This is a genomic window from Rheinheimera muenzenbergensis (assembly GCF_036984005.1).
Lineage (GTDB): Bacteria > Pseudomonadota > Gammaproteobacteria > Enterobacterales > Alteromonadaceae > Alishewanella > Alishewanella muenzenbergensis.
On sequence record NZ_JALAAR010000008.1, the window covers coordinates 142,473 to 155,114 of the forward strand.

Annotated in this window: 10 protein-coding genes; 5 read left to right on the forward strand and 5 right to left on the reverse strand. The window is 48.3% G+C overall.

Annotation, left to right across the window (positions count from 1 at the left end):
• The first annotated feature begins 130 nt into the window (after positions 1-130).
• Together MN202_RS11025 and MN202_RS11030 are read left to right on the forward strand one after the other, a co-directional pair.
• Positions 131-679: a cytochrome b gene (locus MN202_RS11025; protein ID WP_335736176.1), complete on the forward strand. Its 549-nt coding sequence runs from the start codon at positions 131-133 to the stop codon at positions 677-679.
• A 13-nt stretch (positions 680-692) separates the two neighbouring features.
• Positions 693-1,262, forward strand: coding sequence for a YceI family protein (locus MN202_RS11030; protein WP_335736177.1), 570 nt, complete (start codon positions 693-695; stop codon positions 1,260-1,262).
• Between the two features lie 20 nt (positions 1,263-1,282).
• Here the strand turns inward: MN202_RS11030 and MN202_RS11035 are convergent, their stop codons facing one another.
• The 5 genes from MN202_RS11035 to ubiG all read right to left on the reverse strand — a co-directional run bounded on the left by MN202_RS11035 (position 1,283) and on the right by ubiG (position 7,219).
• Complete coding sequence (locus MN202_RS11035) at positions 1,283-2,290, reverse strand: tetratricopeptide repeat protein (RefSeq protein ID WP_335736178.1); 1,008 nt, start codon at positions 2,288-2,290, stop codon at positions 1,283-1,285.
• A 73-nt stretch (positions 2,291-2,363) separates the two neighbouring features.
• Positions 2,364-2,618, reverse strand: a complete 255-nt coding sequence (gene yfaE, locus MN202_RS11040) for a class I ribonucleotide reductase maintenance protein YfaE (protein ID WP_335736179.1) — start codon at positions 2,616-2,618, stop codon at positions 2,364-2,366.
• Positions 2,619-2,629: 11 nt separating this feature from the next.
• Entirely contained in the window at positions 2,630-3,760 is a 1,131-nt protein-coding gene (gene nrdB / locus MN202_RS11045) for a class Ia ribonucleoside-diphosphate reductase subunit beta (protein WP_335736180.1), read from the reverse strand.
• A 70-nt stretch (positions 3,761-3,830) separates the two neighbouring features.
• Positions 3,831-6,116: a class 1a ribonucleoside-diphosphate reductase subunit alpha gene (nrdA, locus tag MN202_RS11050; RefSeq protein WP_335736181.1), complete on the reverse strand. Its 2,286-nt coding sequence runs from the start codon at positions 6,114-6,116 to the stop codon at positions 3,831-3,833.
• A gap of 392 nt (positions 6,117-6,508) precedes the next feature.
• On the reverse strand, positions 6,509-7,219 hold the full coding sequence (ubiG, locus tag MN202_RS11055; protein WP_335736182.1) for a bifunctional 2-polyprenyl-6-hydroxyphenol methylase/3-demethylubiquinol 3-O-methyltransferase UbiG: 711 nt from the start codon (positions 7,217-7,219) through the stop codon (positions 6,509-6,511).
• A 187-nt stretch (positions 7,220-7,406) separates the two neighbouring features.
• On the opposite strand from ubiG, the gene gyrA reads away from it, so the two are divergent.
• The 3 genes from gyrA (at position 7,407) to aroA (ending at position 12,511) form a co-directional block, all read left to right on the forward strand.
• Entirely contained in the window at positions 7,407-10,025 is a 2,619-nt protein-coding gene (gene gyrA / locus MN202_RS11060; RefSeq protein ID WP_335736183.1) for a DNA topoisomerase (ATP-hydrolyzing) subunit A, read from the forward strand.
• A 126-nt stretch (positions 10,026-10,151) separates the two neighbouring features.
• Entirely contained in the window at positions 10,152-11,234 is a 1,083-nt protein-coding gene (gene serC, locus MN202_RS11065; RefSeq protein WP_335736184.1) for a 3-phosphoserine/phosphohydroxythreonine transaminase, read from the forward strand.
• Positions 11,231-12,511 (forward strand): 3-phosphoshikimate 1-carboxyvinyltransferase, encoded by a 1,281-nt coding sequence (aroA, locus tag MN202_RS11070; protein ID WP_335736185.1) that lies wholly within the window; start codon positions 11,231-11,233, stop codon positions 12,509-12,511. Before serC ends, aroA begins: the two co-directional genes overlap by 4 nt.
• The last annotated feature ends 131 nt before the right edge of the window (positions 12,512-12,642 follow it).

The following is a 12,642-nucleotide window of genomic DNA, read 5'->3' on the forward strand; positions in this document are numbered from 1 at the left end:
GCTGGCTTTTTTTTAACTTAAATTTATCGGTTCAAAGTTGTTCTTTCGATAAAATGGAATATTAAGACGGTAAAAATGCGATTTTAGTTTTAGTATTTAGGGCTATCATTGCACGCTGTCAGGAGTACTTATGCTTAAAAATTCACAAACTCAATTTGGTGTTGTCAGTGTTGTAATACACTGGCTGGTGGCTATCAGCGTTTTTGCTTTGTTTGCCGTCGGTTTCTGGATGGTCGATCTGAGCTATTACAGTCAATGGTATCGTACTGCACCGCACTGGCACAAAAGTGTCGGTATTTTGCTGGCGCTGGTGATGCTGTTGCGTTTGTTGTGGCGATTTATCAGCCCGGCGCCACAACCTTTGGCAAGCCATAAAAGTTGGGAGCGGCGCACTGCTGCCTTGGTGCAGTTTGCGCTGTATTGCGGCATTTTAGTGTTGGTCGTAAGCGGATATTTAATTTCTACAGAAGATGGCCGGGACATAGCAGTATTTGGCTGGTTTGACGTACCATCAATGGGAAAATTATTTGCTAATCAGGCTGACATTGCAGGCCTCATCCATGAATACACCGCTTATGCTTTGATTAGTTTGGCGCTATTACACGGCCTGGCGGCCGTAAAACACCATTTTATTGATAAAGACCATACGCTGATGCGTATGTTTGGCCGTAAACCTTAACCCGGAGATAACGATGAAAAAACTGTTACTGGCTGCGTCAATGGCAGCAATGATGGCTTTACCTACCCAAGCTGCTGACTATGCAATAGATACTCAGGGCGCCCATGCTTTTGTCCAGTTTAAAATTAGCCATTTGGGCTACAGCTGGTTATATGGCCGTTTTAATACCTTTTCGGGTAACTTTAGTTATGATGCGGCCAAACTGGCCGAGTCAAAAATTCAGCTGACGATAGATACCGCCAGTGTCGACTCTAACCATGCCGAGCGTGATAAGCACTTACGCAGTGCCGATTTTTTAAATGTGGGCAAGTACCCGACAGCAACTTTTGTCAGCACCAAAATTGTGCCTAAAGCCGCTGATACTTTTGATTTGCACGGCAACCTGACGCTAAATGGCGTCACTAAAGAAGTGGTAATAGCAGCAGAAAAACTGGGCGAGGGCAGCGATCCCTGGGGTGGTTACCGCGCGGGTTTTGCCGGCACCACTACCTTAACGCTGAAAGATTTTAATATCAAAATGGATTTAGGACCGGCCTCATCTACCGTGCAGCTGGACTTAACTGTTGAAGGTATTCGTCAGTAATATCAAAGGGTACGCCGCTGTTAAGGCGGTGTACCCTCGTTCAACTGGTTAGCTTTGGATTGCTCTTTAGATTTGAGTGCGCTAAGCAAGCTGACCAGGATCAGATTAAACTCTTCGTCTGCCACCTGCGTGGTTGTTAAGCCGCCAACTAACAAGCTCGCCTCAAAACTGTCCCCGGTGCGGTACATCAGTTGTGCTAAACGTAATTTTGCCCAGGGCAGAGTTTTATTTTCCGTGTCCTGATAAAAATCGATGTATTTTTGCAGCGCGCTGATGCCAACATCAGGGCTTTGATCTGCAATTACCGCCAGGCGACCTATGTGATAAAGGGCGTTATAGCGCTCGGTCAAATCTGTCGCCAGTTCGGCCGCGTCTTTGTAGGTTTCAAACGCCTGCTTATACTCTGCCATCTCATTTAAAATCTGTGCTTTTCGCGCCAGCAGCCGTGCGGTCGGCGGGTTGGGCATCATGCTATTGAGCAAGGCCAAAGCTTCGTTAGGCTTATTCTCGTTAAGTAAGATACGGCTTTGTGCCAACAAAGCTTGCGCCGGGTTGTCTTTTGCCAGCTCTTCGGTCATTTGTTGCGCCAGCTCCTTATCACCGCCGGCAGCGGCAGGCGCTATGCTGTAGAAGTCAATCAATGCCGCTCTGGCTGCGTAGTGATCTGGTTTAAGGCTAATCGCTTTTTGCAGTAAGGCGACCCCACGGGCAGCGCGATCTTTGGCAGCAAACACATTGCCGTCACTGGCTAAACGGATTTTACTTAGCCCGGCCAGATAACTTAGTTCAATATTTTGCGGAAATTGCTCAATGGCGAAATTAAGCAGGGTGTTAGCGTCATCCAGCCGTTGCTGGGCGATTAAGGCTTTGGCATAAATAACGAGCAAGTCGCCGTGCTGTTTATAATCCGGCGTCTGGATCATCTGATGTTCAAGCTCGGTATACTGTGATTTAGCCAGCAGTTGCTCAAAATGGGCTATGTCAGCACTACCAAGTGCCGCACTCAACAGCAGTAGCAAGGATTTCATCGGGAGAGATCTCCTTAAAGATCAGCGATAAATAGCGCTAGTGTGCTGGATTTCCAGTGTAATTGCTACGTTGTTACGGAATTTCAATGTCAATATTTGTCAGTGGAATGCTACAGCAGGGTAAAAACTCCCCCTGGCGGACGAATGCCAGAGGTTCGTGCAGATAGCGGATTTCTCCGCTATTAAGTTTGCAGCGACAGGCGCCGCAGTAACCTTCACGGCATTGAAAATTAACCTGCAATTGGTGTCGCTCCAGCGCTTGTAGCAGGTTGGCCGCACTGTCATCGAACTCAACGACAGTGTTGTTGCCAACCTTTACCCGGTACATCACTTACACACTTACAGATCAAAGTCGCCGAAGTCGGCGCCATCAACCTCGTTATCGATTTGTCCGACTAAGTACGAGCTTATTTCTGCCTCTTGCGGTGCCACCTGTACGTTATCCGATACCAACCAGGTGTTTATCCACGGAATAGGGTTTTGCGTGGTTGAGAAAATAGGTTTTAAACCGATAGCCTGCATCCGGCTATTGGTTATGTACTCAACATACTGACACAGAATGTCTTTATTCAGGCCTATCATAGAGCCGTCTTTAAACAGGTATTCTGCCCAGTCTTTTTCCTGCTCAGCGGCTTTACGGAAGATGGCGTAAGCTTCTTCTTCGCATTCTTTGGCAATGTTAGCCATATCGGCATCGTCTTCACCGGCAGCCATAATATTCAGCATGTGCTGGGTGCCGGTAAGGTGCAGGGCTTCATCACGGGCAATCAGGCGGATAATCTTGGCGTTGCCTTCCATTAATTCACGCTCAGCGAAGGCAAAGCTGCAGGCAAAACTGACGTAAAAGCGGATCGCTTCCAGCACGTTAACCGACATTACACACAGGTATAAGCGACGTTTTAATTCGTACAGGCTGATACTGTGGTTTTGGCCGTTTATCGTATGCGTGCCTTCACCACAGCGCTGGTAAAGGTTAATGCCGTCTATCAGATCATCATAGTAGCGGGTGACATCATCAGCGCGCTGCAGAATTTTTTCGTTTAGCATAATGTCGTCGAAGACTTTATGCGGCTCCGAACTGATATTACGCACTATGTGGGTGTAACTGCGGCTGTGAATGGTTTCGCTAAAAGCCCAGGTTTCAATCCAGGTTTCTAATTCTGGCAATGACACTATCGGCAAAAACGCCACATTAGGCGAACGGCCCTGTACCGAGTCAAGCAAGGTCTGATATTTCAGATTACTGATAAAGATATGCTTTTCATGCGGTGGTAGGTTTTGATAGTCAATGCGGTCTTTACTGACGTCGACTTCTTCCGGACGCCAGAAAAAGCTCAGCTGCTTTTCTATCAGTTTTTCAAAAATACCGTATTTTTGTTGATCATAGCGGGAAACGTTCACCGGATTACCGAAGAACATCGGCTCTTTCATCTGATCATTTATTTGTCGGTTAAAGGTTGTGTACGCCATTGCCACTTAGTGTCCTAACAGGGATTTATTACAAAATACGGGCTGCAGTTGCAGCCCGTTTAGTTAACGATTAAATTTTACAAGCACCGCCGGCACAGCCGTCGTCTTCTGCTTCAGGTTTAATATCTTCCTGCACATCTGACGCGCCATCGCGGGTGTTATGGTAATACATGGTTTTTACACCCAGCTTATAGGCAGACAACAGATCCTGTAGTAACAACTTCATTGGCACTTTGCCGGCCTCAAATTTGTTCGGATCATAGTTGGTGTTAGCCGAGATGGTCTGGTCAATAAACTTCTGCATTATCGCCACCAGCGATATATAACCGCTGTTGTTCGGAATATCCCATAACAATTCGTACTGGTGTTTCAACCGCTCATATTCCGGTACTACCTGTTTTAAAATGCCGTCTTTACTGGCTTTAACGCTGATATGGCCACGCGGTGGTTCGATACCATTAGTCGCGTTGGAAATTTGCGATGACGTTTCCGATGGCATCAAGGCTGACAGCGTTGAGTTACGCAGGCCATGGTTCAGAATATCCTGGCGTAATTGTTCCCAATCTAACTGCAATTGCTCGTTGCATACTTTGTCTAAATCTTTCTTGTAGGTATCAATGGGTAAGATACCCTGTGCATAGGTGGTTTCGTTAAATTTAGGGCAGGCGCCAAACTCCTGTGCCAGCTTATTTGAGGCTTTTAACAGGTAGTACTGAATAGCTTCGAAAGTACGGTGCGTTAAACCGTTGGCAGAACCATCAGAGTATTTCACACCGTTTTTAGCCAGATAGTAGGCATAGTTAATCACACCGACACCTAAAGTACGGCGGTTGATTGAGGCATGAAACGCCGCCGGAATAGGGTAGTCCTGATAATCCAGCAGGCTGTCCAGTGACCGCACAGCCAGCTCTGCCAGTGGCTCTAACTCGCTTAAATCTTCAATCGCGCCTAGGTTAAACGCTGACAGCGTGCACAGCGCAATTTCGCCTTCCGGATCGTTTACATCGTTCATCGGTTTGGTCGGCAAAGCGATTTCCAGACACAGGTTGCTCTGGCGTACCGGGGCAAATTTCGGGTTGAACGGGCTGTGCGTATTACAGTGGTCAACGTTTTGCAGATAAATGCGGCCGGTACTGGCGCGTTCCTGCATAAACAAGGTGAACAGCTCCAGCGCTTTTAAACGCTTCTTGCGAATAGTGGTATCGGCTTCGTATTTAACATACAGCTGTTCAAATTTTTCTTGATCTTCAAAAAAGGCATCATACAGGCCCGGCACGTCGGATGGGCTGAACAGCGTAATGTAGTCATCTTTAATCAGGCGGGTGTACATCAGGCGGTTAAACTGTACGCCGTAATCCAGGTGACGAACGCGGTTTTCTTCTACGCCGCGGTTGTTCTTCAGCACCAGTAACGATTCAACCTCTAAATGCCACAATGGGTAAAACAGGGTTGCCGCACCGCCGCGGACACCACCTTGTGAGCAGCTTTTAACGGCTGTCTGAAAATGCTTATAAAATGGAATACAGCCGGTATGAAAGGCTTCACCATTGCGGATTGGGCTGCCCAGTGCACGAATACGGCCGGCGTTAATGCCGATACCGGCGCGCTGGCTGACGTACTTAACGATGGCGCTTGAGGTAGCGTTAATCGAATCTAAGCTGTCACCGCATTCTATCAGTACGCAAGAGCTGAACTGACGGGTAGGGGTGCGTACACCGGACATTATCGGTGTTGGCAGTGACAACTTAAAGGTTGAACAGGCATCGTAAAAACGGCGCACATAATCTAACCGGGTCGCTTTGGGGTAGTTAGCAAACAAACAGGCTGCCACCAGCATATATAAAAACTGCGCGCTTTCGTAAATTTCGCCACTGACGCGGTTTTGTACCAGATATTTACCTTCCAGTTGTTTTACTGCGGCATAACTGAAGTTTAAATCACGGCTGTGATCGATAAAGCTGTTCATCTGCTCCAGCTCGTCGCGGCTGTAATCGGCCAGAATATGCTGATCATAGCGTTTGGCTTCAACCATCTTCACTACCTGATCATATAGGTGCGGTGGCTCAAATTGACCATAAGCTTTTTTACGCAGGTGAAATACCGCTAAACGTGCTGCCAGGTATTGGTAATCAGGGCAGTCTTTTGAAATAAGATCTGCGGCGGCTTTAATGATGGTTTCATGAATATCTTCTGACTTAATGCCATCATAAAACTGGATATGAGACTTCAGCTCAACCTGCGACACCGAGACATTTGATAAGCCTTCGGCGGCCCAGGTAATAACGCGGTGAATTTTATCGAGATCCAAAGGTTCACGGCGGCCATCACGTTTAGTGACGAAAAGAGATTGAGTCATCGCTGCAGATTTCCGTTTCAGTTGTATATGTTGTTATCATCAGCCATGTAGCGCACGGCCATTTTAGCAGCAGCTATTGTTGCTTAATTACACAACATATAGATGCTTTTTAGAAAGTCATCACAAGATAGTGTGGATCTGGTATTTTTGCAAGGGTGTAATTCGGCAGATTTGTAGTGCTAAAACTGCAGTTAGTAGCTGCTAACCGCGTCGCTAGTGTGCAAAGATACCCGCCAGCGACGCAAGCTTTTTTTCGCAATAAATTTATTTGTTCTATCAATCTTTTTTTTATATCTCATCGCTATTTAAGTGCTGATAAAACCAGCACTTCAGCGCTGCGCCAGGGCTGTTGCGGTGCCCGTTACATTACGCTTTATACCGCTAACGTCGTGTTAAAGAGTTTTTCGCGCCACGACGATATAGTTAACATCCAGCCCAGGGCCAGTTTTAAAACTTTCGTTTAGCGGATTAAAGTGTAAACCGGTGGCATCGACCAGCTCCAGGCCGGCTTGCTCCAGATAACGCATCAGTTGCGATGGCCGGATAAATTTGCTGAACTTATGCGTACCTTTTGGCACCAATTTTAATACTTGTTCGGCGCCGATAATTGCCAGCATATAGGCCTTCCAGGTTTTATTCAGCGTAGAAAAAAACAATGTAGCCCCCGGTTTGGCCAAGTCTGCGCAGGCCTGGATCACCGACATCGGATCCGGCACATGCTCGAGCATCTCCATGCAGGTGACAACATCAAAACTAGCGGCATGTGCTGCAGCATAGTCTTCGGCTGTGGCTTGCTGATAGTTAACCTCGACACCTGCTTCCAGGGCGTGCAGCCGGGCGACTTCCAGTGAGTCGGCTGCCATATCCAGCGCAGTAACAGTAGCACCACAACGGGCCATGCTTTCGGCCAGAATGCCGCCGCCACAACCGATGTCAATCACGCTTTTGCCAAATAGCCCCTGTAATTCGTCACTGATATAGCTTAACCGCACCGGGTTAAGTAAATGCAAAGGTTTAAATTCGCCTGACGGGTCCCACCAGCGTGAGGCGATGTCATTAAATTTGGCGATCTCGGCGTGATCAACGTTGCTTTGTACTGTCATGCTGCTTGCTCTGTCGTTTTTGCGCATTATAAAGCCTTGATCGGCCAGAGCAATGCCAGCGTGTAATTTGCATCACATTTGGGGCATGGCAACTGTGATTTTCTGTGTTAGAATCCCGCGTTGTCTCGCGCTTTATAACAGCGACAAAAGCGAGTTATCTATTTGATTTAAGGGAAATTAGCGTTTTATGACAGATCTGGCCAGAGAAATAGTTCCTATAAATATCGAAGACGAATTAAAAAATTCGTACCTCGATTACGCCATGAGCGTTATTGTTGGCCGCGCCTTACCGGACGTAAGGGATGGTTTAAAGCCGGTACACCGTCGCGTGCTGTTCGCGATGAAGGAACTAGGCAATGACTGGAACAAAGCCTACAAAAAATCTGCCCGTGTGGTAGGTGACGTTATCGGTAAATACCACCCGCACGGCGACAGCGCTGTATATGACACTATAGTGCGGATGGCGCAGCCGTTTTCGCTGCGCTATATGCTGGTAGATGGCCAGGGTAACTTTGGTTCTATTGATGGTGACTCGGCGGCAGCAATGCGTTACACCGAGGTGCGGATGGCGCGTATTGCGCACGAACTGCTGGCCGATTTAGATAAAGAGACAGTGGATTTTGTGCCCAACTATGACGGCACAGAACAAATCCCGGCAGTCATGCCAACTAAGGTACCTAACCTGTTAATCAATGGCTCAAGTGGTATTGCCGTTGGTATGGCTACCAATATTCCGCCGCATAACTTAACTGAAGTTATCGATGGCTGCTTAGCCTTAATTGCTAATCCGGATATCGAACTGCACGAGCTGATGCAATATATCCCGGGTCCGGATTTCCCGACCGCCGCTATTATTAATGGCCGCAAAGGCATTGAAGAAGCTTACCGCACTGGCCGCGGCAAGGTGTATATCCGCGCCAAAACGGAAATTGAAACCGATGAGAAAACTGGCCGTGAAGCCATCATCGTCAACGAAATTCCGTATCAGGTTAATAAAGCCCGTTTAATTGAAAAAATCGCCGAGCTGGTAAAAGAAAAACGCATCGAAGGTATTTCGGCGCTGCGCGATGAGTCTGACAAAGACGGTATGCGTATTGTTATCGAGCTGAAGCGCGGTGAGTCTACCGATGTAATGCTAAACCAGTTATATACCAACACCCAGATGCAAACGGTGTTTGGTATCAATATGGTAGCGTTGGATCAGGGCCAGCCTAAGCTGCTTAGCTTAATTGAAATGCTCAAGTGCTTTGTACTGCACCGCCGTGAGGTGGTTACCCGTCGTACTGTGTACGATCTGCGTAAGGCCCGTGATCGTGCCCACATTTTAGAAGGTTTAGCCATAGCGCTGGCCAATATCGATGACATTATCGAGCTGATTAAAACCTCACCCAGCCCGTCTGAAGCTAAGTTACGTTTAGTTGACCGCGGTTGGCAATTAGGTGACGTCAGCGCCATGTTAGAACGTGCCGGTAAAGATGCGGCGCGGCCTGAGTGGTTAGAAGAGCACTTCGGTATTCGTGACGGCTTATATTTCCTTACCGAGCAACAGGCACAAGCGATCCTGGATTTGCGCTTACATAAGCTGACCGGGCTTGAGCACGAAAAAATCCTCGACGAATACAAACAACTGTTAGAGCTGATTGCCGAGTTACTGCACATTTTGGCGAGCCCAGAGCGCTTAATGGAAGTGATTTGCGAAGAGTTAGAAGCGGTTAAAGCGCAATATGCTGATAAACGCCGCACCGATATCCAGGACAATATGCTGGATATCAATATGGAAGATTTAATCACCGAAGAAGACGTAGTCGTGACCTTGTCGCATCTGGGCTATGCCAAGTATCAGCCACTGTCTGATTACGAAGCACAGCGCCGTGGTGGTAAGGGTAAAGCTGCAACCACAGTAAAAGATGAAGACTTTGTCGATAAGCTGTTAGTTGCCAGCACGCACGATACTATCTTGTGCTTCTCTAACCGCGGTCGTCTGTACTGGATGAAGGTATACCAATTACCGCTGGCCAGCCGTACTGCCCGTGGTAAGCCGATAGTGAACTTACTGCCGCTGGAAGAGGGTGAGCGTATTAATGCTATTCTGCCAGTGCGTGAGTACGAAGCAGACAAGTATGTATTTATGGCCACCGCTAACGGTACCGTGAAGAAAACCTCACTGGTCGAATACTCGCGGCCACGTTCAAACGGCATTATTGCTGTTAACCTGAACGACGGTGACCGTTTAATCGGCGTTGGCATTACCGATGGCAACAACGAAATTATGTTGTTCTCAGATGACGGTAAAGTAGTACGATTCACCGAAGATCAGGTACGCGGCATGGGCCGTACCGCAACCGGTGTGCGCGGTATTAAGCTGCGCGAAGGCGGTTCAGTGGTATCGCTGATCATTCCAAACGGCGACGGTCCTATTTTGACGGTGACCGAAAACGGCTATGGTAAGCGCACTGCATTAACCGAGTATCCGGCGAAGAGCCGTGCCACCCAGGGTGTGGTATCAATTAAGGTTTCTGAACGCAACGGCCTGGTTGTTGGGGCAGTGCAGGTGAATGAGCTGGATGAAATTATGATGATTTCTAACAAGGGCACGCTGGTGCGTACCCGCGTTAATGAAGTCTCTGAAGTTGGCCGTAATACCCAGGGCGTGATCCTGATCCGCACTGCTGACAATGAAAAAGTTGTTGGCGTAGAAAAAGTGGACGAAATTCAGGATGCAGAAGAGCTGGCAGCAGCCGAGGCTGAAAAAGCCGCCAGCACTGTGCTGACGGATACCCAGTTAGCTCAGGATGAAGAAGAGTAACACCAGACAAAAACGGGCGCTTATGCGCTCGTTTTGCTTTTAAAGCAAATAAGATCGGTATAAGCCGGCACAATATACAACCAGGCCAGTGAAAATAAGACGCTAAATCAGGAGCTCGCAGTAAAGATGACCACTTTTAATTTTTGCGCCGGCCCGGCTATGTTACCGGTTGAGGTGATGCAGCAGGCGCAACAGGAATTTATAAACTGGCAACAACATGGCTGCTCAGTGATGGAACTTAGCCATCGCAGCAAAGCCTTTATCCGTGTTGCCGCAGAAGCGGAGCAGGATTTACGTGATTTACTCAGTATTCCGCCAAACTACAAGGTGCTGTTTATGCACGGCGGTGGCCGTGGCCAGTTTTCGGCAGTGCCACTTAATTTATTAAAAACCGGCCAAACGGCAGACTATATTGTCTCCGGTGCCTGGTCAAAATCAGCGGTAGAAGAAGCCGTCAAATTCGGTAGCATTAAAACACAGGACATCCGGCAGAAAAGCGCAGGCGGCATCCGTACTGTTACTGCGCCCAAAGACTGGCAGTTAACCGACGGCGCAGCTTATGTACATTGCTGCCCGAACGAAACCGTCGACGGCGTAGAGTTTACCGCTTTACCTGAAACCACAAGTCCAATTGTCGCTGATTTATCCTCTACCATTTTATCGCGGCCAATTGATGTCAGCCGCTATGGCGTAATTTATGCCGGTGCGCAAAAAAATATTGGCCCATCCGGTTTAACACTGGCGATAGTGCGCGACGATTTACTGCCCGGCAAAGACGCCGTTATACCCTCGGTACTGGATTACCGCTTAGCCGCCGAAAACGACAGTATGTTTAACACGCCTCCGACGTTTGCCTGGTACCTGGCAGGGCTGGTGTTTAAATGGCTGAAGCAGCAGGGTGGCGTGGCGGCAATGGCTACGCGTAACCAGATTAAGTCCAGCTTACTTTATGATTATATTGATAAAAGTGACTTTTACAGCAATGACGTTGACCCGGAATATCGGTCCTGGATGAATGTGCCGTTTTTCTTAGGTGACGAGCGATTAAACGATATGTTTGTTGACCAGGCAGAAACACATGGTTTGCTGGCATTAAAAGGCCATCGTATGGTTGGCGGTATGCGTGCCAGTATTTACAACGCTATGCCAATTGAAGGGGTACAAACCCTGGTTAGCTTTATGCAGGAATTTGAACGGGTGCACGGATGAAAACATTAACCTTATCTCCGATAGACCGCGTTAGTGGCGAAGTCCATCTGCCGGGCTCAAAAAGTATTTCCAACCGGGTATTACTGTTAGCGGCATTGGCAGAAGGTACGACACAGATCACTAATTTGCTCGATAGCGATGATATTAAGCACATGCTTAATGCGTTAACCGCACTTGGTATCAGTTATAAGTTATCTGCTTGTCGCAGTAAATGTGAGGTAAAAGGCATTGGCGGCCTGTTTAACCATCCCGATGCAGTTAGCCTGTTTCTTGGCAATGCCGGCACGGCAATGCGGCCGCTGACTGCAGCTCTGGCAGCGTCGAATGTCGATGTTACCCTCACCGGCGAACCGCGTATGTACGAGCGGCCTATCGGTCATTTGGTTGATGCACTGCGCCAATGGCAAGCAGATATTCGTTATATCGGCAGTGAAGACTTTCCGCCGCTGCAGATTAAAGGCAAGCCGCTGCAAGGCGGCAGCATGCAGATTGACGGCAGTATTTCCAGCCAGTTTTTAACCGCCGTGCTAATGGTGGCACCGCTACTTGAAGGTGACAGCCAGATAGACATCATCGGCGAGCTGGTCTCCAAACCTTATATCGACATTACCCTGGCGCTGATGCAGCGTTTTGGCGTAACGGTGCAAAACCATGATTACAAACGTTTCAGTATCAGGGGTAATCAGGTATACCGCTCGCCCGGCCACTGGCTGGTAGAGGGCGATGCATCGTCGGCATCATACTTTCTGGCAGCAGCGGCCATTAAAGGCGGTAGCATTAAAGTCACCGGTATTGGCAAACATGCGGTACAGGGTGATATCCATTTTGCCGATGCACTTGAGGCAATGGGCGCTGCGGTTGAATGGGGCGACGACTATATTATGGTTACGCGTAATGAGTTAAACGGCATAGACAGGGATTACAACGCTATACCGGACGCCGCTATGACCATAGCAACCACGGCGCTGTTTGCCAGGGGGCCAACGGTGATCCGCAATGTGTATAACTGGCGGGTTAAAGAAACCGACCGCTTAGCGGCGATGGCAACGGAGCTGCGAAAAGTCGGGGCCGAAGTGGAAGAAGGTCATGACTATATTAAAGTCACACCGCCAGCTACACTGCAACATGCCAGTATTGCTACCTACAATGACCATCGTATGGCCATGTGCTTCTCACTGGTGGCACTAAGCGATACCGCCGTTACCATTGAAGATCCGGATTGCACCGCCAAAACCTTCCCGGACTACTTTAGCGTTTTTGCCGGCCTGGCCGGTTAACGCTAACTATCATCCAGACGCGCAGCCGTCCGGCTGCGTGCATTTGCAGTAATTTCACCGAATTAAACACAGTTTTTGTCGCAAAAGTCTGTATAATAGCGCCGTTTTTTATCCGATAAACCAGCAGTTTT